The 24,522-nt window shown below is 54.5% G+C and carries 27 protein-coding genes; 12 read left to right on the top strand and 15 right to left on the bottom strand.

The annotated features are described in order from the left end of the window. Together rpoZ and gmk are read right to left on the bottom strand one after the other, a co-directional pair. On the bottom strand, positions 1-276 hold the full coding sequence (gene rpoZ, locus M2406_RS25720) for a DNA-directed RNA polymerase subunit omega (RefSeq protein ID WP_004953385.1): 276 nt from the start codon (positions 274-276) through the stop codon (positions 1-3). A 54-nt stretch (positions 277-330) separates the two neighbouring features. Next, on the bottom strand, positions 331-954 hold the full coding sequence (gmk, locus tag M2406_RS25715; RefSeq protein WP_012147536.1) for a guanylate kinase: 624 nt from the start codon (positions 952-954) through the stop codon (positions 331-333). A 284-nt stretch (positions 955-1,238) separates the two neighbouring features. Between gmk and ligB the strand changes: the two genes are divergently transcribed. After that, on the top strand, positions 1,239-2,960 hold the full coding sequence (gene ligB / locus M2406_RS25710; protein ID WP_259191882.1) for an NAD-dependent DNA ligase LigB: 1,722 nt from the start codon (positions 1,239-1,241) through the stop codon (positions 2,958-2,960). On the opposite strand, the gene M2406_RS25705 is transcribed toward ligB, so the two are convergent. Then, the gene (locus tag M2406_RS25705) at positions 2,950-4,521 is read right to left on the bottom strand and encodes an MFS transporter (protein WP_259191881.1); all 1,572 of its coding nucleotides are present in this window, start codon (positions 4,519-4,521) and stop codon (positions 2,950-2,952) included. The two genes, ligB and M2406_RS25705, sit on opposite strands and share 11 nt — an antisense overlap. 116 nt (positions 4,522-4,637) lie before the next feature. Here M2406_RS25705 and M2406_RS25700 point away from each other — a divergent pair, with 116 nt between their 5' ends. Continuing rightward, entirely contained in the window at positions 4,638-5,531 is an 894-nt protein-coding gene (locus M2406_RS25700) for a LysR family transcriptional regulator (RefSeq protein ID WP_112363665.1), read from the top strand. 7 nt (positions 5,532-5,538) lie between these two features. Here M2406_RS25700 and M2406_RS25695 read toward each other — a convergent pair whose 3' ends face one another. After that, positions 5,539-6,156 carry a trimeric intracellular cation channel family protein gene (locus tag M2406_RS25695; RefSeq protein ID WP_017894457.1) on the bottom strand — a complete coding sequence of 206 codons (618 nt, stop codon included), beginning with the start codon at positions 6,154-6,156 and terminating at the stop codon, positions 5,539-5,541. Between the two features lie 282 nt (positions 6,157-6,438). Here M2406_RS25695 and M2406_RS25690 point away from each other — a divergent pair, with 282 nt between their 5' ends. Next, entirely contained in the window at positions 6,439-6,873 is a 435-nt protein-coding gene (locus M2406_RS25690) for a DUF3574 domain-containing protein (RefSeq protein WP_259191880.1), read from the top strand. A 37-nt stretch (positions 6,874-6,910) separates the two neighbouring features. On the opposite strand, the gene M2406_RS25685 is transcribed toward M2406_RS25690, so the two are convergent. After that, positions 6,911-8,095, bottom strand: coding sequence for a NupC/NupG family nucleoside CNT transporter (locus M2406_RS25685; RefSeq protein WP_259191879.1), 1,185 nt, complete (start codon positions 8,093-8,095; stop codon positions 6,911-6,913). Positions 8,096-8,465: 370 nt separating this feature from the next. On the opposite strand from M2406_RS25685, the gene M2406_RS25680 reads away from it, so the two are divergent. Beyond that, complete coding sequence (locus tag M2406_RS25680; RefSeq protein WP_026142598.1) at positions 8,466-8,861, top strand: hypothetical protein; 396 nt, start codon at positions 8,466-8,468, stop codon at positions 8,859-8,861. Positions 8,862-8,908: 47 nt separating this feature from the next. On the opposite strand, the gene M2406_RS25675 is transcribed toward M2406_RS25680, so the two are convergent. Continuing rightward, on the bottom strand, positions 8,909-9,772 hold the full coding sequence (locus tag M2406_RS25675; RefSeq protein WP_012147519.1) for a YicC/YloC family endoribonuclease: 864 nt from the start codon (positions 9,770-9,772) through the stop codon (positions 8,909-8,911). A 126-nt stretch (positions 9,773-9,898) separates the two neighbouring features. Here M2406_RS25675 and rph point away from each other — a divergent pair, with 126 nt between their 5' ends. Next, positions 9,899-10,615 (top strand): ribonuclease PH, encoded by a 717-nt coding sequence (gene rph, locus M2406_RS25670; protein WP_012147518.1) that lies wholly within the window; start codon positions 9,899-9,901, stop codon positions 10,613-10,615. A 91-nt stretch (positions 10,616-10,706) separates the two neighbouring features. Continuing rightward, on the top strand, positions 10,707-11,348 hold the full coding sequence (pyrE, locus tag M2406_RS25665; protein WP_012147517.1) for an orotate phosphoribosyltransferase: 642 nt from the start codon (positions 10,707-10,709) through the stop codon (positions 11,346-11,348). A gap of 48 nt (positions 11,349-11,396) precedes the next feature. On the opposite strand, the gene slmA is transcribed toward pyrE, so the two are convergent. The 3 genes from slmA to coaBC form a co-directional block, all read right to left on the bottom strand. Continuing rightward, positions 11,397-11,993, bottom strand: coding sequence for a nucleoid occlusion factor SlmA (gene slmA / locus M2406_RS25660; protein WP_012147516.1), 597 nt, complete (start codon positions 11,991-11,993; stop codon positions 11,397-11,399). A gap of 255 nt (positions 11,994-12,248) precedes the next feature. After that, entirely contained in the window at positions 12,249-12,707 is a 459-nt protein-coding gene (gene dut / locus M2406_RS25655; protein WP_259191878.1) for a dUTP diphosphatase, read from the bottom strand. Then, positions 12,685-13,902, bottom strand: a complete 1,218-nt coding sequence (gene coaBC / locus M2406_RS25650; RefSeq protein WP_012147514.1) for a bifunctional phosphopantothenoylcysteine decarboxylase/phosphopantothenate--cysteine ligase CoaBC — start codon at positions 13,900-13,902, stop codon at positions 12,685-12,687. Before coaBC ends, dut begins: the two co-directional genes overlap by 23 nt. 180 nt (positions 13,903-14,082) lie before the next feature. Here coaBC and radC point away from each other — a divergent pair, with 180 nt between their 5' ends. The 4 genes from radC (at position 14,083) to mutM (ending at position 16,334) form a co-directional block, all read left to right on the top strand. Further along, positions 14,083-14,766, top strand: a complete 684-nt coding sequence (gene radC / locus M2406_RS25645; RefSeq protein WP_012147513.1) for a DNA repair protein RadC — start codon at positions 14,083-14,085, stop codon at positions 14,764-14,766. Positions 14,767-15,029: 263 nt separating this feature from the next. Then, positions 15,030-15,266: a 50S ribosomal protein L28 gene (rpmB, locus tag M2406_RS25640; RefSeq protein ID WP_004953342.1), complete on the top strand. Its 237-nt coding sequence runs from the start codon at positions 15,030-15,032 to the stop codon at positions 15,264-15,266. Between the two features lie 11 nt (positions 15,267-15,277). Continuing rightward, a complete protein-coding gene (rpmG, locus tag M2406_RS25635; RefSeq protein ID WP_004392084.1) occupies positions 15,278-15,445 on the top strand; it encodes a 50S ribosomal protein L33 in 168 nt (55 codons plus the stop codon). A gap of 79 nt (positions 15,446-15,524) precedes the next feature. After that, positions 15,525-16,334, top strand: coding sequence for a bifunctional DNA-formamidopyrimidine glycosylase/DNA-(apurinic or apyrimidinic site) lyase (gene mutM / locus M2406_RS25630; protein ID WP_259191877.1), 810 nt, complete (start codon positions 15,525-15,527; stop codon positions 16,332-16,334). Here the strand turns inward: mutM and coaD are convergent, their stop codons facing one another. From coaD to waaA, 3 genes are read right to left on the bottom strand one after another with little or no spacing between them, the layout of a single operon-like run. Continuing rightward, positions 16,335-16,820: a pantetheine-phosphate adenylyltransferase gene (gene coaD, locus M2406_RS25625; protein ID WP_012147511.1), complete on the bottom strand. Its 486-nt coding sequence runs from the start codon at positions 16,818-16,820 to the stop codon at positions 16,335-16,337. It lies immediately after the preceding gene. Positions 16,821-16,823: 3 nt separating this feature from the next. Continuing rightward, positions 16,824-17,597, bottom strand: a complete 774-nt coding sequence (locus tag M2406_RS25620) for a glycosyltransferase family 2 protein (RefSeq protein ID WP_259191876.1) — start codon at positions 17,595-17,597, stop codon at positions 16,824-16,826. Next, positions 17,598-18,875, bottom strand: coding sequence for a lipid IV(A) 3-deoxy-D-manno-octulosonic acid transferase (gene waaA / locus M2406_RS25615; RefSeq protein ID WP_012147509.1), 1,278 nt, complete (start codon positions 18,873-18,875; stop codon positions 17,598-17,600). It lies immediately after the preceding gene. A 125-nt stretch (positions 18,876-19,000) separates the two neighbouring features. Here waaA and M2406_RS25610 point away from each other — a divergent pair, with 125 nt between their 5' ends. Further along, entirely contained in the window at positions 19,001-20,014 is a 1,014-nt protein-coding gene (locus M2406_RS25610) for a glycosyltransferase family 9 protein (protein WP_129939592.1), read from the top strand. A 31-nt stretch (positions 20,015-20,045) separates the two neighbouring features. Here the strand turns inward: M2406_RS25610 and M2406_RS25605 are convergent, their stop codons facing one another. Genes M2406_RS25605 through rfaQ form a run of 3 tightly spaced genes read right to left on the bottom strand, consistent with a single transcriptional unit; the run spans position 20,046 to position 23,352 of the window. After that, the gene (locus M2406_RS25605; RefSeq protein WP_259191875.1) at positions 20,046-21,143 is read right to left on the bottom strand and encodes a glycosyltransferase; all 1,098 of its coding nucleotides are present in this window, start codon (positions 21,141-21,143) and stop codon (positions 20,046-20,048) included. Positions 21,144-21,145: 2 nt separating this feature from the next. Continuing rightward, positions 21,146-22,273, bottom strand: a complete 1,128-nt coding sequence (locus M2406_RS25600) for a glycosyltransferase family 4 protein (RefSeq protein ID WP_259191874.1) — start codon at positions 22,271-22,273, stop codon at positions 21,146-21,148. Then, the gene (gene rfaQ, locus M2406_RS25595; protein ID WP_259191873.1) at positions 22,270-23,352 is read right to left on the bottom strand and encodes a putative lipopolysaccharide heptosyltransferase III; all 1,083 of its coding nucleotides are present in this window, start codon (positions 23,350-23,352) and stop codon (positions 22,270-22,272) included. The genes M2406_RS25600 and rfaQ overlap by 4 nt, the downstream gene beginning before the upstream one ends. A gap of 212 nt (positions 23,353-23,564) precedes the next feature. Here rfaQ and M2406_RS25590 point away from each other — a divergent pair, with 212 nt between their 5' ends. Further along, positions 23,565-24,521 carry a polysaccharide deacetylase family protein gene (locus M2406_RS25590; protein ID WP_259191872.1) on the top strand — a complete coding sequence of 319 codons (957 nt, stop codon included), beginning with the start codon at positions 23,565-23,567 and terminating at the stop codon, positions 24,519-24,521. The last annotated feature ends 1 nt before the right edge of the window (position 24,522 follow it).

Genomic DNA, 24,522 nt, shown 5'->3' with positions numbered 1-24,522 from the left:
TTAACGACGACCTTCAGCAATGGCGGTAACCGCTTGAATCTCTGCGGCTTCCTGCTCTTGCTGCTCCTGACGATCACGAACATCGAGGATTTGGCTGGTGATCAGGCCTTCTTCGATTTCGCGCAGCGCGATAACGGTGTACTTGTCGTTTTCTTCCGGAACAAGTGCATCTTTACCGCCAGTCTGGATTTGACGTGCCCGACGAGCAGCGACCAACACCAGGTCAAAACGGTTACCAATTTTCTCTACAGCGTCTTGAACAGTTACGCGTGCCATATTTGTGCTACTCCACAGGTGACGAAAAGACTGGGCATAATACTGAAACTGTCTTCAGTCTGCCAATAGTTTGCTGATTAAAGCGTCATGCCGCAGTAATTGGCGGCCTAAACGCAGGCGTTCGGCGCGAATAATGGTTTTCAGATCGGACAGGGCCAGATCGAAATCATCGTTCACGATTAAATAATCATACTCCGCGTAGTGTGCCATTTCGGCCACGGCCTGAGCCATGCGTTTGGCGATCACCTCATCCGAGTCTTGCCCGCGGCCACGCAGGCGACGGCCAAGTTCGTCCTTCGACGGCGGCAAAATAAAGATGCTGCGCGCCTGTGGCATTTTGGCGCGAATTTGCTGTGCGCCCTGCCAGTCGATATCCAGGAAAACGTCTACGCCGGTCGACAACACTTGCTCAATAGCGGCACGTGAGGTCCCGTAATAGTTGCCGAACACTTCCGCGTGCTCAAGAAACGCATCCTGCTCAATCATTTGGCAGAATTCATCTTTTGAGACGAAGAAATAATGATCGCCGTGCTGTTCACCCGGGCGGCTGTCGCGCGTGGTGTGCGAAACCGAAACCTGCGTGTCGTACAGCGGTTGCGTCTTTAACAAAGCCTGAATCAGACTTGATTTCCCTGCGCCACTGGGGGCAGAGACAATATAAAGCGTGCCTTGAGCCATGATGATGTTCGTTGATAGCGGTTGATATGCCAATAACAGCGGATGTGTATTTTCTCCGCACAGTATACACGGCTAACGAGCCGGATGCAGCGTTAGCTCGCATTTTGCCCGCCGCTTTGTGCTGAAAAAACCTCAAACTGGCGAGTTTGCGCAGCGTATCGCTAAGTTTTGGCAGTTTTCTGCAACGCGATCTGTTTTTCTCGAGCCGTTTTGCATAACGACTCATTGGCCATTGCCGTGCCTTCACTTCCCGGATTTACTGCCGGTTATCAGGGAGGTGCTCAATGCATAAGGGTGTCATGGGGATCGGGATGATCCTGCTGGGTTGTTTGGCGTTTAGTGGGTCGCTATGGGCGGAGACTTGCCCGACATGGCGACCTGAGCGGCTGCAACTGGAGATAACCACGTTAAAAAACCAGCTTGAGCGCTGGGATGTGGCTTATTACCAACAGGGAAACAGTTTAATTGAGGATGAAGTGTACGACAGCCTGCGGAAAAAGCTGCGGCTGTGGCTAGGTTGCGCCGGGCTGGCACCGGCAGATGAACCTGTTCCGCTTTTACCGGCGGGCAAGGTGTCGCACCCGGTTGCGCATACCGGATTACGTAAATTGCCGGATACGGCTGCTGTGGCCCAATGGCTACATGGCCGTAGCGATCTTTGGGTGCAACCCAAGGTGGACGGCGTGGCCATTACGCTGGTTTATCGTGACGGAGAACTGGTGGCGGCCATCAGTCGGGGAAATGGGCTAAAGGGGGAGAATTGGCTGGAAAAAGTACGTGCGATACCGGCAGTACCCGCCAGTATCAAGGGGTCTCCACAGACGCTGACTCTGCAAGGTGAGCTGTTCCTGATGGTGAACGGTCATCAACAGAAAATCAGCGGCGGCATCAATGCCCGGGCGAGGGTTGCCGGTGCATTAATGAAAAAGCAGCTTTCGCCGCTATTGCAACAGATTGGCCTGTTTGTCTGGGCTTGGCCGGACGGTCCTCAGGCCATGCCGCAGCGTTTGCAGCAGCTTGCCGCAATGGGATTCCCCTTGGCCCAGGCTTACTCGCAACCGGTGAAATCATTGGCGGAAGTGCAGCAATGGCGGGAGCACTGGTACCAGGCGGCCTTGCCTTTTGTTACCGATGGTGTGGTGATTCATCAGGCGCGTTCACCGCAGGGACGGTATTGGCAAGCGAAGCCCGGCGATTGGGCCGTGGCCTGGAAATATCCGCCTGTGCAGCAGGTTACGCAGGTCAATGGGGTCGATTTCAATGTGGGCCGTACCGGGAAAATTGCCGTGGTACTGAGGCTGGAGCCTGTCAGACTGGACGACAAATGGGTGGCACGGGTTAATCTCGGTTCGCTGTCACGTTGGCGACAGTGGGCGGTTGCGCCAGGAGATCAAGTGGCGATCAGCCTGAAGGGGCACGGTATTCCACATCTGAATAAAGTGGTCTGGCGGGTAAAAGAAAGGTCAGTACCCAGTGCGCCATCCGCAGAAGATTATCATCCGTTGAGTTGCTTTAGCTGGCGGCCGGATTGTCGTCAGCAATTTCTTGCCCGGCTGGCATGGCTAAGTGGCCGACAGGGGTTAAATCTGCACGGCGTCAGTGAATCCACCTGGCAGGCATTAATCGATCAGGGGTTGGTACGGCATCTGTTGGACTGGCTGATGCTGACGCCGGAACAGTTGATGTCTGCCTCTGGTATTGGTGATAAGCGAGGGCAGAGTATTTACCGGCAATTTCAGTTGGCACGGCAGCAGCCATTCGCCCGCTGGTTAATTGCTTTAGGTGCGCCGCTGTCCCCACAGCAAGCGGTGACGTTGAAAAACTGGCATCAGGCCCAGCAATTGCCAACCGAGGCGTGGCGGACAATGGCCGGTATTGGTACCAAAAGGGCGCGGCAGGTTGTCGATTTTCTTCAACACCCGCCACTGCTGGCCCTGGTCAGCACGCTGGCATCCCAGCAAATAACCGGTTTTGCAGAACCCATTAATGCGGTATTTACTCCGTAGGTTTCTCAACAAGCGAGTTTACGGTTGTCGTCAAAGTGTTGGCGATCGACGGAGGCAAGGCATGGCGCAGGAAAATAAAAACGACGCCTGCTGAAATCGCTGTCATTAGCGCCAGAATATACAGCAGGTTATGAAATGCGGCTTCGTAGCTCTGCTTCAACGTTGCAGTATCGATATTCAGCAGTGCAGCCGCTTGCGGTAGGTCACCCATTGCCAGCCGATGGGCACCAGCGGCTGCGTTAGTCAGCGCGGTGCCCGGTAGGTGCTGTTCAACCAAAGTGGCCAACAATGCGCCCACCACGGCGAGTGCGATGCCTTCGCCCGCCACCCGAATGGTGCTAAAAATACCCGTAGCCATGCCTGCGCGATCCTTCGGTACCACGCTGACCGCCAGGCCATCCATTAATCCCCAGGGCAGGCTGATGCCACAGCCAATGGTCAACAGCGGCAAGATAAGCAGCAGGAACGGCTGGCCAGGCGAATATTGCGCCAGCCATAGCAGGCCGAAGGCGCAGATCAGCAGGCCCAGGCTGGAAATGACGCCGGCGGAAAACCGGTGAGCCAACATGCCGGCCAACATCGGCAGTACCAGCATTGGCGCTGAGAGTGCGAACATAATGATACCCGCCTCCAGGGTGCCGTAACCTTCGATGCCAATAAAGCGCAGCGGGAGTAAAACCAGCAGTACCACATAGGAATAGGCCGGGGCAGCCGCCAAAAACTGCACGCCAATAAAGCGTGGATAACGGAATAAAGACAGATCAAGCATTGGCCTGCGCACGCGATTCTCTATCAGGATAAAGGCAACCATAAAAAGCAGCGCGCCGCTGAACAGGGCGATGACTTCGCGGCTGCCCCAACCGCTGTCGGGGGCCTGCAGTACGGCATAGGTCAACAACGTCAGAGCCAGCGTAAAAGTGATCGCGCCGGGCCAGTCAAGTTTGGCCGCTGAAGGATCGCGCGACTCATGCATATAACGCATTCCGGTGAACAAGGCGATGGCACTGAGCAACGACACGCTGATAAAAATTGAGTGCCAGCCAAAATGCTGCCCCAGAAACCCTGCCAGCAGCGGGCCAAATGCCAGACCGATGCCAAAGGTGGTGCCCAGCAGGCTGAAGGCCTTGGCGCGTTCTGCGCCATCGAATACCTGAGCCAGGCCGGCGGTTCCCCCGGCAAACGCTGCGGCGGCGGCAATACCCTGCAACGCACGGATCAAATCAAAGGAGATGATGTCCTGCACCATCAGCATAGCCAGTGAGCTTAGGGTCATCACCATCAGGCCGCTGATGAACACGCGTTTACGGCCAAAGCGATCGGCGAGCGCACCGGCAATCATCAGGCTGCAGCCAAAGGTCAGCATAAAGGCATTAGTGACCCAACTGAGGGCGATGACACTGCCACCCAAGCTGGTGGCGATAGCGGGTAGAGAGACTGCCGGGCCAGTAAAGTTAATCGGCATGATCAATCCGGCGAGGCAGACTGAGAACAGGGTAACCCAACGCTGTGGGTGCTCAGACAGGGCTGGGGGAAGGGTTGGCAGACTTAAAGGGGTGGTCATGATTGACTCCAGCGAAAGTATTGTTGGCTGGATTGGATGATAAAGAGGATTTAATTGGCCAAAAATGGGGCTTTACTCCACTCTTTAAGGACAATAACTCTCTAATTGGAACGCAGATGGACAGTCTCAGCGGCTTATTGGCTTTTGTGCGCGCTGCCGAGTTACACAGTTTTGTCGCCGCAGGTGAACGGCTGGGTATATCTGCTTCCGCCGTAGGGAAAAGCGTAGCCAGGCTGGAGGAATCATTGGGCGTCAGGCTGTTTAACCGCAGTACCCGGCGCATCAATTTAACCGAGGAAGGCGCACTGTTTTTTGAACGTTGCCAACGCATCGTCAGCGAAATTGAAAATGCAGAAGCCGAAATGGCGAGGATCTCTGATGCGCCGCGCGGCAAGCTACGTGTGAGCATGCCGGCTATTGGCTATCGAATGTTGGTCCCGCTGCTGGCTGATTTCAGTGAGCTTTATCCCGAGGTTGAGCTGGACGTGGATTTTAATGACCGGATGGTGGATCTGATCGCCGAAGGTATTGATGTGGCGGTGCGCAGCGGTGATCTGGCGGACTCCAGGCTGATGGCTCGGCGGCTGGGGCCGTTCCGGTTGATACTGGCGGGAGCGCCGGAGTATTTCCAGCGGCGGGGCATGCCGCAGGTACCGGAAGATTTACTCAGCCATGCCTGCTTACGCTATCGCTATCCAGGGGGGCAGCAACTGCAGGAGTGGACATTGTTTGCTGATGGGGAACCGGTTTCCCTTCGAGTCCCGGTGACGCTGAGTTGCAACAGTATCGAAGCGTTGATCCACGCCACCCAAGAAGGGTTGGGTATCGCCTACCTGCCGGATTTTACGCTGTGTCAGGCTGTTAACGCCGGACGGCTGACGGCGGTGTTGGATCAATACACGCAGGAGCAGGGTTTTTTCTCTGCCCTGTGGCCGTCAAGCCGCCATATGCTGCCAAAGGTGAGGGTCTTTGTAGACTACCTGGCGCAGCATATGTTGCCCTTGAGATGAACCATTATTAATGATCCGGGTGCTGGTAATTAAATACCGGCAGGCCCAGACGAAAGCGCAGGGCGAGCAAGCGGGCGCTGAGGCCGACGACCAGCGTGATGATCACCACCATGTTATGCGGCAGGCTGAAGTGTTGCAGGCCGATATACAACCAGGCGGCGCCAAAGGAGATACCGGCATAGATTTCCTTCTGGAAAACCAGCGGAATGCGGTTACAAAGCATATCTCGCAGTACGCCGCCGAATACGCCGGTGATCACGGCGGCAATCGCAGCGATGATGGCGCCATGGCCCATATCCAGCGCGACCTGCGCACCGATGATTGAAAACACAATCAGGCCAACGGCATCCAAAACCAGGAACAGGCGACGCAGGTGACGCATCAGGGGGGCCAGCCAGGTAGTGACAATCGCCGCAATGGCGACGATAACGATATATTCAGGATGTTTGACCCACCCCAATGGAAAATGCCCGAGCAGCATATCGCGTACCGAACCGCCACCGATCGCGGTGGCCGAAGCGATAATAATTACGCCAAACATATCCATCTGGCGACGGCCTGCGGCCAGTGCGCCGGTCATGGCTTCGGCAGTGATGCCAATGATATAAAGAATGCTCAGTAACATAAGGTATTCACAGGGTGGGCGGGATTGGGTGTAATGGTGGAAGGGTAATCGCCGACGGGATATATCGCTACTGAGTTTTTCTAACCGGTGACGCTTCGGATTACTTTAATTAATCCATTGGTGGTTTTTTTAACTTGTTTATTGCCTTTTCTAGTCTTTTATTGCTAATCGATGCATTAGAAATTCAGTGTTAGTTTCTATGGCTGACTATATTTATTGCAGTAGGTCTGAGGCGGCTGGTCGACAACGGATAATGGCATTCACTAAGGAACATAAAGACAAATGAAAAATACTCTCCTGCTGGCGACGGCTTTAACCGCTGCCTTGCTGACGAGCGGCTGTGTTGCTCCGGTTCCAAATACCGCGCAGCAAAAGACGGCGACTTGCTCCGTAGGCGATCCTATGACGCAAACCACGCTGTATTTTGGTCTGAATCGCCCGACAGGACCGGTGATTAGCGCAGCAGAATGGCAGAGTTTTGTGGATCGGCAAGTGACGCCGCGCTTTAAAGATGGGCTGTCGGTATTTGATGCCAAAGGGCAGTGGCTGGGTAATGACGGCAAGCTGGCACGTGAGAACAGTAAAGCGCTGATGCTGATCCATGCACTGGGCAAGGAAAGTGAAACCAATATCGAGGCGCTGCGTAGCAGTTATAAGCAACAGTTTGCCCAGGATTCTGTGATGCGGGTTGATACCCCTGTCTGTGTCGCGTTCTGAGGAAGTCCCGGCCCGCAGGCCGGGATATGAGTTTGGCTTACAGCACCAACCCGGCGATTGCCGCCGACAGCAGGCTAACCAGCGTTGAGCCGTAGACCAGCTTCAGGCCAAAACGAGAAACCACGTTGCCCTGTCGCTCGTTAAGCCCTTTGATTGCCCCGGCCACGATGCCGATAGAGGCAAAGTTGGCGAAGGACACCAGGAATACCGACAGGATGCCCAGGCCGCGTGGTGTTAGCTCCGCCGCAATTTTCTTCAATTCAATCATTGCCACAAATTCATTGGCTACCAGCTTGGTCGCCATGATGCTGCCGGCTCGCAGCGCATCCGGTGCCGGGATGCCGATTAACCAGGCCAACGGATAGAATACGTAGCCCAGGATCTGCTGGAAGTTGATACCGAACACGGCGGAGAACAGGGCGTTTACCGCAGAAATCAGTGCAATAAAGCCGATCAGCATGGCAGCGATAATCATCGCAATTTTGAAGCCCGCCAAAATGTACTCGCCCAGCATTTCAAAGAAGCTCTGATCTTCATGCAGCTTGCTCAGCTTCAGCTCAGGTTCATCGTCCAACTGATAGGGGTTGATGATCGACAAAATGATAAAGGTACTGAACATATTCAGGATCAGCGCAGCCACTACGTATTGCGCATCTATCATCGACATATAGGCGCCAACGATGGACATGGAGACTGTCGACATGGCGGTTGCCGCCATGGTGTACATGCGGCGCGGAGAGATATCACCAATGATGCCCTTGTAGGCGATGAAGTTTTCCGATTGTCCGAGCACCAGCGTGCTGACGGCGTTGAACGACTCCAGCTTGCCCATGCCGTTAACTTTGGAAAGCAGGGTACCGACCACACGGATAACCAGCGGCAGAATGCGGAAATGCTGCAAAATACCGATTAGCGCAGAAATAAAGATAATCGGGCACAAAACCCCAAGGAAAATGAACGCCAACCCGTCTTTGCTCATGCCGCCAAACACAAAGTCGGAGCCTTGCGCAGCGTATGTCAGCAGCGTTTCAAAGAAGCCGGCGACGTGTCTGATGACGCTAAGGCCACTTTCTGAATGCAGGAAGAAATAGGCGAGTGCGCCTTCAATGACCAAAAGTTGAATAATATAACGCAGGCGGATTTTTTTGCGGTCGTTGCTGACCAGCAGCGCCAGGGCGATGATCACCACCAGGGCAAAAATAAATTGCAGAATTTGCGGCATAAAGGGTCCGTACGGCTTGCGGGCATGAAAAAACACATTTAGCCACAGCTTGGCCCACCTTTCATTACCTTAGGTGATAATTGGAATAAAATACTATCAGTCAGCGAGATAAGTTACCCATTGGCATCCGTGCCTGCTCGGTCGCAGTTTTTCATAAACCCACGCCGTTCCGTATCCGATGTGATTTTTGCGTTATGGCGCGCAAAGGTTCTCCTCTTCGATGGTTGTTGCATAACGGCTTGGAACCCAATGCGCAGAATGCACAACGGGTTGCGCTAATAGATTGGTTTATTGAGGAGTAACCAGGAAGATACTCTGACATTTTGTCGTAGAAGATCAGTGATTTTTTCTCAGGATGAGGATACAGATGATGAACACCAGTACTTTATTGCGGGCATTAGCTAATGGCGTTAATCCCGATACCGGCGAGTTATTGAAACCTGCCTCAATGGCCAGTTCGCCGGAAGCGATACGCCTTTTGTTCGCTCTGGCCGAGGAGTTTCAGAGTGAAACTGAACGCCAGAAAAAGACCAAGCTAACGCCGGAGGAACGGCGACAGAAGAATATTTTTGAGGGGCGGCCGGCAAAATCTTATTTCCCGTGGGATGAAGAAGAGAAGCAGCGGTTGCAGGAAAGCCACGCAGCCGGCATGACGCTGGAGATAATGAGCAGCGAATTTGAACGCTCAACCTGGGGCATTGCCGTTCAACTGCAGAAAATGGGCTTGATTACCGAAGAGCAGGCTGCTGGTTTACCCAGAGCATAGCCGTAAAAAAGCCCGCTGACGCGGGCTTGAACGAATGCAGGGACATATTACTCGATGTTCTGAATCTGCTCGCGCATCTGCTCGATCAACACTTTCAGCTCGATGGCGGAGGTGGTGACTTCGGCATTGATCGACTTGGATGCCAGGGTGTTGGATTCGCGGTTGAACTCCTGCATCATAAAGTCGAGGCGGCGACCTACGGCTTCTTTTTTCTTCAGGATGTTGTGCGTTTCTTTTACGTGCGCTTCCAGGCGATCCAGCTCTTCGGCGACGTCAACACGCTGCGCCATCAACACCAGTTCCTGTTCCAGACGGGTATTTTCCAGCTGTACCTGAGCTTCTTCCAGCTTACTGACCAGACGTTCACGCTGCCATTGCAGAATGTTTGGCATCTGGGCACGTACCTTGAGCACTTCGGCACTAACGCCGTCCAGACGCTGTTCAATCAGCGCTTTGAGTGCGGTACCTTCGCTTTCGCGAGCAATAATGAAGTCATCCAGTGCGCCGTCCAGCGCCTGCATGAGCTGTGCGCTGATAGCGTCCAGATCCTGCTCCTGGGCAGACATCACGCCTGGCCAACGCAGTACGTCGATAGGATCAATTTCACCTTCGTCGCTCTGCATTTTTACCCAGTTGGCGGCTTCAACCAGCTGTTTGGCCAGTTTTTCGTTCAGGATCATTGAGCTTTGTGCGCTCGGATCCAGTTCGAAGCGCAGGTTGCACTCCACTTTGCCACGGGTCAGGCGGCCACGAATACGTTCGCGGATCACCGGCTCCAGGCTGCGGAACTGCTCCGGCAGGCGGATGTAGGTTTCTAGATAGCGTTGGTTCACGGAACGCAGCTCCCAAGCTGCGCTGCCCCATTCACCCTTGATTTCACGCCGGGCGTAGGCTGTCATGCTGCGGATCATTGATGCGTACCCGTAATAGGAAAAGATGAAGCGATTATAGCGTTGGAGATGCGGGCAGGATAGGCATTACGTCACTAAGCCCGTATAATGCGCAGCCAATCGTTGATTAGAAGCCGGAGAGAGCCCATGCGTCCTGCAGGCAGAGCACCACAACAAGTTCGCCCACTGACACTGACCCGTCACTACACCAAACATGCAGAAGGCTCAGTGCTGGTTGAGTTTGGCGATACCAAGGTTTTGTGCACCGCCACGGTAGAAGAGGGCGTTCCGCGCTTCCTGAAAGGTCAGGGCCAGGGTTGGATCACCGCTGAATACGGCATGCTGCCGCGTTCTACCCACAGCCGTAACGCCCGCGAAGCCGCAAAAGGCAAGCAGGGTGGCCGTACGCTGGAAATTCAGCGTCTGATCGCCCGTTCACTGCGTGCAGCGGTAGATCTGAAAAAGCTTGGTGAGTTCACCATCACGCTCGACTGTGACGTCTTGCAGGCCGATGGTGGCACCCGTACCGCGTCTATTTCCGGTGCCTGTGTTGCGTTGGCCGATGCGTTGAATGCGCTGGTGGCTAACGGCAAGCTGAAAGCCAACCCGATGAAAGGGTTGGTCGCTGCAGTTTCCGTCGGCATTGTTAACGGCGAAGCGCTGTGTGATTTGGAGTACGTCGAAGACTCTGCAGCAGAAACCGATATGAATGTGGTGATGATGGAAGATGGTCGCATGATCGAGGTGCAGGGCACCGCCGAGGGCGAGCCGTTCAGCCACGATGAGCTATTGGCGCTGTTGGCGCTGGCCCGAGGGGGCATCGATACCATCTTCCAGGCGCAGAAAGCGGCGCTGGCAGACTAATTATTAAGGCGACTCAAGGGTCGCCTTTTTTACGCCCGGCGATCGGGCGGCAGTATTAACAGATCTAACGACCAGACGAGGAGAAGCAGTAATGAAAGCCTATCAGCGCCAGTTTATCGAGTTCGCGCTTAACAAGCAGGTATTGAAATTCGGCGAGTTCACCCTGAAATCCGGCCGCACCAGCCCGTATTTCTTTAATGCCGGCCTGTTTAATACCGGGCGTGATCTCGCGCTGTTAGGGCGCTTCTATGCCGAAGCGCTGGTGGATTCCGGTATTGAGTTCGACCTGCTGTTTGGCCCGGCCTACAAAGGCATTCCGATCGCGACCACCACGGCGGTTGCATTGGCAGAACATCATGAGCGTGATGTGCCGTACTGCTTTAACCGTAAAGAAGCCAAAACCCATGGCGAAGGGGGCACTCTGGTAGGCAGCCCGCTGCAGGGCCGTGTAATGCTGGTGGATGACGTCATCACTGCCGGTACGGCGATCCGTGAATCGATGGAAATCATTGGCGCTGGTGGTGCCACCCTGGCTGGGGTATTGATTTCTCTCGATCGCCAGGAGCGCGGCCGCGCGGATATTTCTGCCATTCAGGAAGTTGAGCGTGACTATCACTGCAAGGTCATTTCCATCGTGACGCTGAAGGATTTGATTGTTTATCTGGAAGAAAAACCGGAAATGGCGGATCACCTGGCGGCAGTTCGTGCTTATCGCGAGCAGTACGGGGTTTAACGCGGAGTCTACTATGCCGGGCGCAACCAAACGCGCCCGGCATAGGGTTTATTGCAGTTGTGCCGCCAACAGTGGCCAGCGGCCATCGAATTCTTGCGTTGGGCGGTAGCGGAATTCGGAGCGCACATAGCGTGACAGCATGCCTTCACAAAACGCCAGTAACTGGCTGGCCAGCAGCGTTTCATCCACGATAAAGCCTTTGCCTTCCCGCAGTTTGCGTTCTTTCAACACCTGGCGCAGCTGCGCCTCGATGCGTTCAAACAGCTGGTTGATTCGCCCCTGTAGCCGATCCTGCTCAAACATTAGTGCGTGACCGGTCATGATACGCGTCAGGCCCGGGTTGCGTTCGGCAAACCCCAGCACCAGTAGCAAAATCAAACGCAGGCGGTTAAAGGTTTCTTTCTCATCCTGCAGGATTAGGTTGATGCGCGTGATCAGGCTGTCTTCAATGAACTCGATCAGACTGTCGAACATCCGTGTCTTACTGGGGAAGTGCCGGTACAGTGCAGCTTCGGAGACTCCGACGTTAGCGGCAAGCTTAGCGGTGGTAATACGCTGGCTGCCGTCGCTGGATTCCAGCATTTGGGCTAACGCCTGCAGTATTTCTTCGCGCCGGTTCCTTTTGATTTTTTCTTTTTCTGCCATGTCTGATTAGACCCTTGCTAAAACTGCTTAGACTTTCGAAAACCCGGGCATCGGCCGCTGCAGAGATTATCTCTGTGCGGCTTATGTGATGGCTTTTTTTACGATGCTGGGGTCAGCGGCCTTAACGACCTGTATTCTCCGCGCGTCCTGGTCTGCGCTGAAATCGTAGCCGGGCAAACCTTGCCGTAGAGCTGTCCTTCTCTCCGGTGTGGCAAGATTTCAGGCGACGTTTCCCTGTCGGCAATCGGGTATCGCTTAGTGGCGGCCGGAGTGGCCAAAACCACCGACACCACGTTCGCTGCTGTCGAATTCTTCAACCAGATTGAACTCAGCTTGTACCACCGGCACAAATACCATCTGCGCGATACGTTCGCCGGGTTCAATAGTGAAGGATTTTTGACCGCGGTTCCAGACGGAAACCATCAGTTGACCCTGATAATCGGAATCGATCAGGCCGACCAGGTTGCCCAGCACCACACCGTGTTTATGGCCCAGACCGGAACGTGGCAAGATCACTGCCGCAAGATCGGTATCGGCGATGTGAATAGCCAGGCCGGTAGGCAGCAGCTGGGTTTCACCCGGTGCCAGTTCAACGGCGCTGTCCAGGCAGGCGCGCAGATCGAGGCCTGCAGAGCCAGGGGTGGCGTAGGTCGGTAATGGGAAATCCTTGCCAATACGCGGGTCCAGGATTTTAACGTCGATTTTTTTCATCATAACGGCTGACTATCTCGTCTATTAAACGTTGGCCAAGGAGTGCCTTGTCGCTCAGCGCCAGGCGCTTTTCTCCATCCTGCCAAAAAAGGTGCAAGGCATTGGTGTCACTGTTAAACCCATGCTCTGCAAGCGATACATCATTAGCGCAAATTAAATCCAGTTTCTTACGCGCCAGTTTTTGTCGCGCGTATTCTTCCACATTCTGGGTTTCGGCGGCAAACCCCACGACAAAGGGGCGCTTTTTCGTCATTGCGGCAACGCCGGCAACGATGTCGGGGTTTTTTACCATTTTGAGGATGATTTCATCACCCTGTTTTTTTATTTTTTCATCGGAAATCTGTTCCGCACGGTAATCGGCTACTGCGGCGCAGGAAATAAAAATATCTTGCGCTGCGGCGCGCTGCTGTACCGCCTGCTCCATTTCCAACGCGCTGACGACGTCAACCCGGGTGACCCAGGGAGGGGTTGGCAGATTGACCGGCCCGGCTATCAACGTGACCTGTGCACCCCTGGCAGCGGCGGCGCGGGCGATGGCAAAACCCATCTTGCCGGAGCTGTGATTGCTGATGAAACGTACCGGATCCAAGGCTTCACGCGTCGGGCCGGCGGTGAGCATAATCTTTAAATGTTGCAGATCTTGTGGTGCAGAGAAATGGCTGTTCGCCAGTTCGACAATTTCCAGCGGATCGAGCATGCGACCTGGGCCGACGTCACCGCAGGCCTGGCTGCCGCTGTCTGGCCCCCACAGCAGCATGCCGCGTGCCTGCAGAGTTTGCAGGTTGGCTTGGGTGGCGACAGCACGATACATCTGCTGGTTCATGGCGGGGGCAGCGGCAATGGGTGCCGCGGTGGCCAGGCAAACCGTGGTCAGCAGATCGTTGGCCATGCCGGCGGCGACGCGCGCCAGCAGATCGGCGGTGGCCGGAGCCAGGATCACCAGATCTGCCCATTTACCGAGCTCGATATGGCCCATTGCCGCTTCGGCAGCGGGATCCAGCAGATCGTCTGAGACCGGATGGCCGGAAACGGCCTGCAGCGTCAGCGGCGTGATAAAGGCTTTCGCCGCGCTGGTCATTATCACACGCACTTCGGCGCCTCTGTCACGCAGGCGGCGTACCAGTTCTGGGCATTTGTATGCGGCGATGCCGCCACTGATGCCAAGCACAATATGTTTGCCGGAAAGTCCCGTCATCATGATTGTCCGATTGAATCCGAAAGATGTGCCATTTTAGCATAACCGCCAGACAGGTGAGCGATTCCGCTGTGTCTGCAGTGCGTTACATTGTGCTTTGCGCAGTACTTCGCAATGTTATCAAACACCTGTCGTTGGCCTCTCCGCTGCGTGGCATGCTGTGGCGTTTTCAGGGAGGCGAAGATGAGCAGTCAGGGAATCACCTTGTGGCCGGACACGCTGGCACCACGGGAGAAACTATTGCGTTACGGAGCATCGGCGCTGTCTGATGCGGAGCTGTTGGCCATTTTTCTGCGCACCGGTTTTCCGGGGGTGCACGTGATGCAACTGGCTGAACAGTTGTTGGAGCAGTTTGGCTCGTTGTATCACCTGATGTCGGCGGATCATTCGGTTTTTTGCAGCCACAAAGGGCTGGGCAACTCCAGTTATTCGCAACTGCAGGCGATTTCCGAGTTGGCGTTCCGCTTCTTTTCCAGCCATCTGGCGCAGGAAAATGCCATGCTTAACCCCAGGATGACCCAGCATTATTTGCAAAGTTTGCTGGTTCATCATGAGCGGGAAGTGTTTTTGGTATTGTTTTTAGACAATCAGCACCGTGTTATTCGCCATCAGGAGATGTTTGCTGGTACCATCAGCAGCGTTGTCGTATACCCGAGAGAAATTGTGCGTGAAGCGTTGAAGGCTAATGCGGCCGCCATTATTCTGGCGCATAATCACCCTTCGGGTAAGGCGGAACCCAGTCATGCCGATCGTTTGATAACCGAGCAAGTGGTTAATGCCTGCCTGTTATTGGAAATCCGAGTGCTCGATCATTTGGTGATAGGTCGGGGTGAATGTGTCTCTTTTGCCGAGCGCGGATGGCTTTAAGCGATTTTTTCGCGATCCTTCTGGGATCTTTAGCTGTTCGGGACTTGAGCACTTACGCTTCAGAGCGTATACTACGCCACCTTTGAGAATCTTGGGTTTGGCGTAAGAGCCTATCTCAGCAGGTTTCCAACCTGATGTGTGGTTTCTAACCTGATGACGAGAGTCTCCTCAGTATGAAGTTTGCTGAGATGGGCTCTAAAAGCCTGACGAGGCGGCCATACTCTATACGAAGCTCGAGCTGATTTGATTTTTGGAGAATAGACATGTCACGAGTCTGCCAAGTTACTGGCAAGCGCCCGGTGAGCGGTAACAACCGTTCCCACGCAATGAACGCGACCAAACGCCGTTTTCTGCCGAACCTGCACTCACACCGTTTTTGGGTTGAGGCTGAGAAGCGCTTTGTAACGCTGCGTGTATCTGCTAAAGGTATGCGTGTTATTGATAAGAAGGGTATTGAGACGGTCTTGGCCGATCTGCGTACCCGTGGTGAGAAGTATTAAGGAACTGCATCATGGCTAAAGGTGTTCGCGAGAAGATCAAGCTGGTTTCTTCTGCTGGTACTGGTCACTTCTATACCACCACGAAGAACAAGCGTACTAAGCCGGAAAAATTGGAACTGAAGAAATTCGATCCAGTTGTCCGCCAGCACGTGATCTACAAAGAAGCTAAAATTAAATAATTTTAGTGGATTAATAAAAACCCGGCTCAGGCCGGGTTTTTTGCATTCTAAAGGTAGAAAACCGACAGGAGAGCGCCAGATGCCTGAATTACCAGAAGTTGAAACCAGCCGCCGCGGTATTGAACCTTACCTGGTTGGCCATAGTATTCAATATGCAGTGGTACGCAATGCACGCCTGCGCTGGCCGGTCTCCGAGCAAATTCTGGCGTTGAGCGACCAGCCGGTACTCAGCGTACAGCGTCGCGCCAAGTATCTGCTGATTGAACTGGCTAGCGGCTGGATTATCGTCCATCTGGGGATGTCAGGCAGTCTGCGGATGTTGGCGGAGGAAACCGAGGCTGGAAAGCACGACCACGTCGATCTGGTGATCAGCAATGGCATGACGCTACGTTATACCGATCCGCGCCGTTTTGGTGCCTGGCTATGGTGTGACGATCTGGCGACCAGCAATGTGCTGGCTCACCTTGGCCCGGAACCCTTGAGTGAAGCCTTTACCGGTGCCTACCTGTACGAAAAATCACGCAACAAGCGGACGCTGATCAAACCCTGGTTGATGGATAACAAGCTGGTGGTGGGCGTGGGCAATATCTACGCCAGTGAATCGTTGTTTACCGCCGGGATCCTGCCTGACCGGCCTGTAGGCTCGCTGAGCAAGGTAGAAGCCGAAGTTTTGGTGGCAACCATTAAGGCGGTATTGCTGCGTTCGATTGAGCAGGGCGGTACCACGCTGCGTGATTTCTTGCAGTCGGACGGCAAGCCGGGTTATTTTGCGCAGGAACTGCAGGTGTATGGGCGAGCGGGTGAGCCTTGCCGCGCGTGCGGCACGCCGATCGAGTCCGCCAAGCACGGGCAGCGCAGCACTTTCTTCTGCCCACGCTGCCAGCGCTGATTATTGCGCGGCGAGTTTTTCGAACAATGCCTGGGTAACCACGGCCGGCAGGAAAGGGGCGATGTCACCGCCGTGGCGCGCCACTTCTTTCACCAGCGAGGACGAGATAAACGACCACTCTTCGGAAGGCATCAGAAACACACTTTCCAGCGTCGGCATCAAATGGCGATTCATATTGGCCAACTGCAGTTCATATTCAAAATCAGATACCGCACGCAGGCCGCGAACCAGAATATTGGCATTCTGATGAGCAGCAAAATGCGCCATCAGTTCACTGAACCCCAGCACTTCCACATTATCCAGATGAGAGGTCACCTGGCTGGCTAAAGCTACGCGCTCATCGAGTGTGAACAGTGGTTTTTTACTCGGGCTGGCGGCAATCGCCAAAATGACGTGATCGAACATCAATGACGCACGGGTTACCAAATCCAGGTGGCCGTTGGTCATGGGGTCGAAAGTACCGGGATAAATGGCTTTACGGGTCATGATTCACTTCTCTGAATAGTTGCGGCCCAATGCCCAGAGTGCGGCATATTTATTGAAAGTATATTGCGCGTTGACCACGGCTAACAGCAACCCCTGTTTACCGTCCAGGAAGCCGACACGCAGCAGCCAGGTTTTGCAGAAGGCACCCAGAGTGTGGGTCAGGATCGAGAGATAGCCGCAGCGCTTGCCGGCCTGGTGGCGTTGATTGGCCCATTCTTCGGCATAACGTAGCTGTTTGCGCTGGAAGGCAAAAAAGTCGCGACAGGTCAGATGCAGTAGATCGCCGTTAAGCGGCACCACTTTCGCCCCGTTGGTATTGAGCGACTCATGCACCAGATTGTCGTTATAGCGATAGCGCTGGTTGGCGTACAACCGGTTGACGCGATCCGGGTACCAGCCGCTGTGACGCATAAAACGCCCGAGGAACAGGTTGCGGCGTGCGCAGCTGTAGACTTGATTATCGTTCGGCGCAGTCAACGTTTGTTCAATTGACTGGCGCAGTTCCGGGGTAACGCGTTCGTCGGCGTCGATCATCAGAATATAGTCGTGGCTGGCGTAACTCTGAGCCAGTTGGCGCTGCTTACCAAATCCCTGCCAGTCGACGTGGGTGAATACTTTGGCGCCCAAACTTTCGGCCACGGCGATGCTGTCATCCTGACTGCCTGAGTCGAGCATGACGATTTCGTCTGCCCAGGCTACGGATTGCAGACAATCCGGCAGCAGCCCGGCTTCGTTCTTGGCGATAATCACCACCGACAGACTTTTGCGCGCGCTCACTTAATGACTCCGGGGCGGCAGATGCGGTTCTAACAATTGCAGCAGGCGCTGCAGCGCTCCCTGGTTTTGATACAGAACTTCTACCGCGTGGCGGCCGTAATAGCGGCGATAGTCTTCGTCGGTGAGCAGCGTAGCCACTTCCTTGACCAGTGAATCTTCATCGGTCACGGTGATCAGACCTTCGGCCTGTGACAGCTTGGCGCAGATATCCTTGAAGTTGAAAATATGTGGCCCCATCAGTACCGGGATGGCGTGCGCAGCCGCTTCCAGCGGGTTATGTCCACCGCGCTCCACCAGGCTGCCGCCAACGAAGGCCAGATCGGCAATGCCGTACAGCAGCATCAGTTCGCCCATGGTATCGCCGATCACCACCTGGGTACCGCCGGAAGGGATTTCACCACTGCTGCGCAGGGTGTAGCTGAAGCCGGCTTTTTGCACCAGCTCTTTGGCCGTAGCGAAGCGTTCCGGGTGGCGTGGCACCAGGATCAGCAGCAGGTCAGGGTGTTTTTCCAGTAGTTTACGGTGCGCGGCCAGCAGAATGCTTTCTTCACCTTCGTGGGTGCTGGTGGCGATCCACACCGGGCGACGCGGCGCCCATTGGCGGCGTAACGTGATTGCACGCGCAGCCAGCTCCGGGGTAACTGAAATATCGAATTTCAGGCTGCCGGTTACGGTCAGTTGTGAGCGTTTCAGGCCGAGTTCGACAAAACGTTCGCCATCTTCCTGATTTTGCGCGGCGATCAACGTAATGCGGCGCAGCATATCGCGGACAAAACCGCCGATTTTTTTATAGCCTGCGGCAGAGCGGGCGGAAAGTCGGGCGTTGGCAATGACCAGAGGGATCTGACGCTGATGCAGGGCGTTAATCAGATTGGGCCACAGCTCGGTTTCCATGATGATGACCAGCTTGGGGTTCACCTGATCCAGAAAACGATGCATCGAGCCTGGCAGGTCGTAAGGGAGATAAACATGATGAACGTCTTTACCGAAGGCGGACTGCACGCGTTCTGAACCAGTCGGCGTCATGGTGGTCACAGTAATCGGTAAATAGGGGTAGCGGTGGCGCAGTGCGCGGACCAACGGGATGGCCGCCAGCGTTTCACCCACGGAGACGGAGTGCAGCATGATGCCACCCGGTACGACTTTTCCGGCGCAGAAGCCATAGCGTTCTGCCCAGCGTTTACGGTAGGCTGGAGCTTTGCGGCTGCGCAACAGTAAGCGGAGCCAGATCAGGGGTTGGATGAGGTAGAGTAGTACCTGATATAAACGCAGCAACATTCTATCAATTTCATTTATATGGGTTATTCAGAATAGTACCATAACTGGAAGGGAAAGGCGCTAATTTGGTAACCTTGGGTGTCAGTTTCAGACAACAGGCGAGAGATTTCGCTGATAGGCTTGGAATGAAGAATATTTTAATTATTCGCCGTGACAATATTGGCGATCTTGTTTGTACCACTCCGCTGATCGAAGGGGTGAAAATTGCCTATCCGGATGCCAAACTTTATCTGTTAATCAATAAAGTCAGTCAGGATGTTGTTAAAAATAACCCGCACCTTGAAAAGGTCTTCGTCTATAAAAAGGCAAAGCACAAGGCGAAAAATGAAACCACATTGGGGGTTTATTTCGAACGCCTGATGATTTTTCTTAAACTGCGTAAAATAAAATTTGATGCGGCGATCCTGGCCAACCCGGTTCCCTGCAAGTACAGCCTGCGATTGGCAAAAATGGCGGGGATCGGCAATATTATTGGTGCAGATTTGGGTACGCCTGAGATTCATCATCCTTTTCGTAAGGAGAATTTCAGCGGCAAGCATCAGGTAGAGCACACCTACAGCTACCTTTCGGCGATTACCGACCAGCGTATTCCCATCCCCCCGGTGCGGGTGTACCTGACGGCTGAAGAGCGCCAGCAGGCGGCGCAGCGTTTGCAACAATGCCTGCCGCCGGTCGAGCGAGTTTTCGCGGTTCATATCAGTAGCCGCAGCCCTAAACGGCGTTGGCCGATCGAGCGCTATGCCGAAATTATCAACCGCTTACTCGCCGAACAGAATACGGCGATACTGATTTTCTGGTCGCCTCAGGGCACGCTAACGCCGGATGATGTCGGCGATCAGAAACGCGCAGAGCAGTTGTTGGCGTTATGTCAGAGTGAGCGCGTGGCGCTGTACCCAACGGCGTCGGTGCGTGAACTGCTGGCCGGTTTTGATTTATGCGACAGAGTGCTGTGCAGCGATGGCGGGCAGATGCATCTGGCGGCGGCGTTGAATAAAGATATGGTGGTGTTCTTTGGCGATACGGATAAAGAATCCTGGCATCCATGGTCTGGACGCTATCAGATTCTGCAAACCGAATCGGGCGACTGTATTGATGTTCCTGTGGAAGACGTCTGGCAAAAAATACAGACACTAAATTAATTAACTATAAGGCAGGGATCCCCTGCCTTATTTATTTTTTGAGTGCCAGGTATTGCTGACAAATAGGCTCTAGTCCATAGCTCAACAGTTGTTGGTAATTAATCTCTGGTGGGTTGGCATAAATGTCTGCCATTTTCTCCGCCAGTGATTTTTCATTAAGTTCCGCCAGTGCGTTATCCATTCCCGCTTTTTCCAGAATTTCCGCAGGCCCGCCGGGGCAACGGGTGCTGACCACCGGAGTACCACAGAGTAGCGCTTCCACCAGCACGTTACCAAAGCCTTCGCTGTCGGAGCTTAGTACCAGCAGTGATGCGTGCCGAATAAACGGGTAGGGATTGGCCTGAAAGCCGAGGAACAGTACTCGATCTGCGATACCCAACTGGTTTGCCAGTTGTTTCACTTCCTCTACGTTGGCTTCGCTGCCGGTGCCGATCAGCGCCAGCGGGGCTTGTATGCCCGATTGGGCATAGGCCTTCAACAGCCGATCGTGCCGTTTGTGCGGATGAAACCGTCCGACGTGTACCAGATAATCTTTGCCTGCCAGCTCACAGGGTTCCGCCGCCTGCTGCTCGATGGCGGCAATATCAAACGGATTATTGATCACCGCCAATCGGTTTGGGCGGATCGGCAAGTTCTGCTGCAAGTCGTTGCCCACGGCTTGTGAGACGGCAACGATATTCCTGCCCTGGTAAACCTGGGTGATTTTCCGTTGTTTCAGCCAACGATCCAGCCCCTTGCGGTGGCCCAGATAGGAGGTCGACAGGATACCGTGAATGCAGAACCACAGGCGGTCTGACGTGAGCAACTTGCTGCGGCTGACGATGCGATCGGTTTTATGCAGGTTGGAGAACACCAAATCATAGGCACCCTGTTGGCGCTCATTATCGGCGATCGCCCGATCCAATGCGGCGGCGCGGCGCGACAGTTCGGTCAGTTTGCGCCATGGTGAGCGGCTATGGTCTGCGACCACCTGATAGTGAATGCCGGCGGGAATTGGATAGTTACAGACGTCGCGCAATGAAATCAGGCTGACGTCATGACCCATTTGCTGCATTCCCTGGCACAGGGTCAGCACCACTTTTTCGGCGCCTCCGCCAGGCAGGCCGTCGATAATCATCAGAATACGCATAGTTAATACAGCAGCCGGTTATAAAGGGAGATCAGCTGTTCCGACAGGCGCGCCGGGGTAGCCGACATGATACGCGCTCTTGCTGCCTCACCCATGGCGGAGCCCAGGGCCTGGCGTGGTAGCGCTACGATCGCCGCGACCAGCGCGGGGACATCAAGGGCATCGGTAACAAAGCCATTTTGCCCCTGAGTGATAAACTCCGAGCCGCCGCAGGTGGTGCTGGTAATGACCGGCAAACCGCAGGACATGGCTTCCAGAATCACGTTGGGGAACGGATCGTACAACGTGGGCAGCAACAGCGCATCGGCGGTCTGATAGAACGGCAGCGTTTGTTTCTGCACCCCCATAAATCGCACCCGATCGCTGCAGCCCAGTGATTGCGCCAGCGCCTGATAACGTTTTTCCGCCTTATCCTTACCTACCACCAGCAGATAGCTGTCGGTCGCTGCGACGGCACGGATGGCAGCGGCCAGCCCTTTGCGTTCAAAACCGGAACCGACAAAAACCAGGCAGTGAGCCTGCTGCGGGATCTGATACTGCAGACGCAACTGCTGGCGTAGTTCGGCATCGGCGGGCGGAAATTTTTGATTATCAATGGCATTGTAGATCACCGTGATTTTATCGGCGGGGACTCCGAAGTCATCGATGATTTCCTGCTTAATCATTTCGGCATTGCAGATAACGGCCTTCAGCTCCGGCGCAGCGTACATTGCCCGTTCTGCGCACATCACGTAACGGTGATAGCGATTGGAGAACAGCCATTTACGACGCCACTCCGGCAACAAACGAGCCCGCTGCAGTAACCAGCGGCGATGCACGCCATCACCGGCGCGGTAAATATCGCAGCCTGGGATGCGTTCATGGCTTTGCACCAGATCGAAGTTTTCTTTCTGCCACAGTGCTCTGGCCGCTTCGGCAAAGCCACGTTCACGGCTGATGCGGCCGAATTTTAGCGGGTTACACAGGTGGATATGCCAGTTTGGATTGGCGTCACCCTGCCATTCGCGGGTGATAACGTTCAGGTCGAGGTCCTGTTGTTCCAACGCCTCAAGGGCGCGGGAAACGAAACGCTCAGCGCCACCGTCCGGGCGGTATTTTTGGCGAACGATCGCCAAACGAAATGCTTTCATGCAAGCTGGCTCCGCGCGGCTGCAATCACCGCGTCTGTAGGAATAAGGTCCAGATAACGTTCATCGGTGCCGGTATCGATGGCGTCCGGATCGGGTAAGTCGCCGTAGTCTCCGGCCCATATCACGTTGCCAATGACCTGCCAGGGGCGCCAGAACACCAGTTTGGAAGGGCCAAACAGTGCTATGCAGGGGGTCTGCAGCGCCGCGGCCATGTGCATAGGCACCGAATCTACGCCGATAAACAGTTTAGCGTGGTCGATCAGGGCGGCCAGTTGCCTCAACGTCAGTTGACCTGCCAGAGAAATTACGCCCTGTGGCGGGCAGAGTGCCAAAATGCGCTCCACCATTTCACGTTCTTTTGCGTCCGGCCCGGAGGTGACCACCAATTGGTGACCATCGGCCTGTAACGCGCTGATAGTAGCCGCCATTTTTTCTTCGCTCCAGCATTTGAAGAACCAGCGGGAAGTGGGCTGCACCACAATAAAATCACCGCTAATGCCCTGTTGCTGCAACAACTGTTCGCAGGTCTGCCAGTCCTGCGGCGGGTAGCTCATGGTCACCTGTTGGCTAATATTTGGCAGGTTGAGTGGTTCTAACAGTGACAGGTTCTGTTCAACCGTATGCAACCAGGCGTGATCGCTCACCGGTACCAAATGGGTATGACAATGGCGCCATAAGAAGCCCTGACGTTTGGGAAAATCGAAACCCAGACGAATACGCGCGCCGGTCAGCCTGGAGAGCAGGGCGCTGCGCCACTGATCGGCCAGATTGACCACCAGATCGTAACTTTGGGCCTTGAGCTGCCGAATCAGGTTAAGTTCATGGCGCAGATGCGCTTTAGTGCCCTGTTTTTTCCACTGGCGATCGATAGCGAAGACGTTTGTCAGAGCCGGGTGGCTGGCCAGCATCTCCTGGGTTTCTTTATACAGTAGTACGTCGATCTGCGCCTGCGGGTAATTTTGCCGCAGGGTATTGATGACCGGTGTGATCAGCAACATGTCGCCGTGGTGGCGAAGTTTAACGATCAGAATACGCTGTATCGAGGTATCAGGAGCAAGGGCTGGCGCGTCGTTCATCATGAGTCGCTTTCAGGGAAACCAATCTTTGATTCTAAATGACCCGATCGCATGTGGCTACTGTTGCTCGGTTTTCTTGCCGCGAAGCGAAAAAATAGCCTGGGGGAGTGACAAAAGGCCTTCAACGTTGTCCAAACCAGGCAGCGAAGTCGTTTGCCCTGGCGAAACGCCCTGCGTAACATAATGTATATCTATGGATATCAGGCTTTCTATTTATGACCAAACCGGCATTTCTCATCACCATTGATACCGAAGGCGACAATCTGTGGCAAAACCACGATCGTATTTCGACCGAAAACACGCGCTTTTTGCCGCGCTTTCAGGCGTTGTGTGAGAAATATGGCTTTAAGCCGGTGTACCTCACCAACTACGAAATGGCGGTGGATGCAGAGTATGTCGAGTTCGCCCGTGATGTGATTGCGCGTAATACCGGGGAAGTTGGCATGCATCTGCATGCCTGGAACAGTCCGCCGCTGACGCCATTAACCGACGACGACTGGCGACATAAACCCTATCTGATCGAATACCCGGCCGATCAAATCCGTGCCAAGGTCGATCATATGACCAAACTGCTGGAAGACAGCTTCCAGACCAAGATGCTCAGCCACCGTGCTGGGCGCTGGGCGTTTAATGAATACTATGCGGCTTTGCTGCTGGAATATGGCTATCAGGTGGATTGCTCGGTGACGCCGCGAGTTAACTGGCAATATTCACCGGGTAATCCACAAGGTAACGGCGGTACCGACTACCGTAATTTCCCATCGCAGGCCTATTTTATCGATCCGGGAAATATCGCCAGGGCGGGTTCCTCACCGCTGCTGGAAGTGCCGATGAGCATTCAGTATAAGCATTCGGCACTGATGAATACGCTAAAGCAGGCTTACGATAGCCTGCGTGGCAAACAGCGTTCACCGTCGGTCAACTGGCTGCGGCCCAGCGGCGGTAATCTGGAAAAAATGAAGTCGGTGGCGGAGCAATGTCTGGCGCAGGGGCATGACTACGTTGAGTTTATGCTGCACTCGTCCGAGTTTATGCCTGGCGGCAGCCCGACCTTTAAAACGCAGCAGGATATTGAAGTGTTATATCGTGATTTGGAGCAGCTTTTTGCCTGGCTGCAGCAACGCACGGTGGGTATGACGTTGGCCGAATATTATCAACTTAAAGTGAACTGAG

This window comes from Serratia sp. BIGb0163 (genome assembly GCF_024809935.1).
Classification (GTDB): Bacteria; Pseudomonadota; Gammaproteobacteria; order Enterobacterales; family Enterobacteriaceae; genus Serratia; species Serratia quinivorans.
The sequence above is the reverse complement of the archived record's forward strand: the minus strand, read 5'-3'. Positions and strand labels throughout refer to the sequence as shown.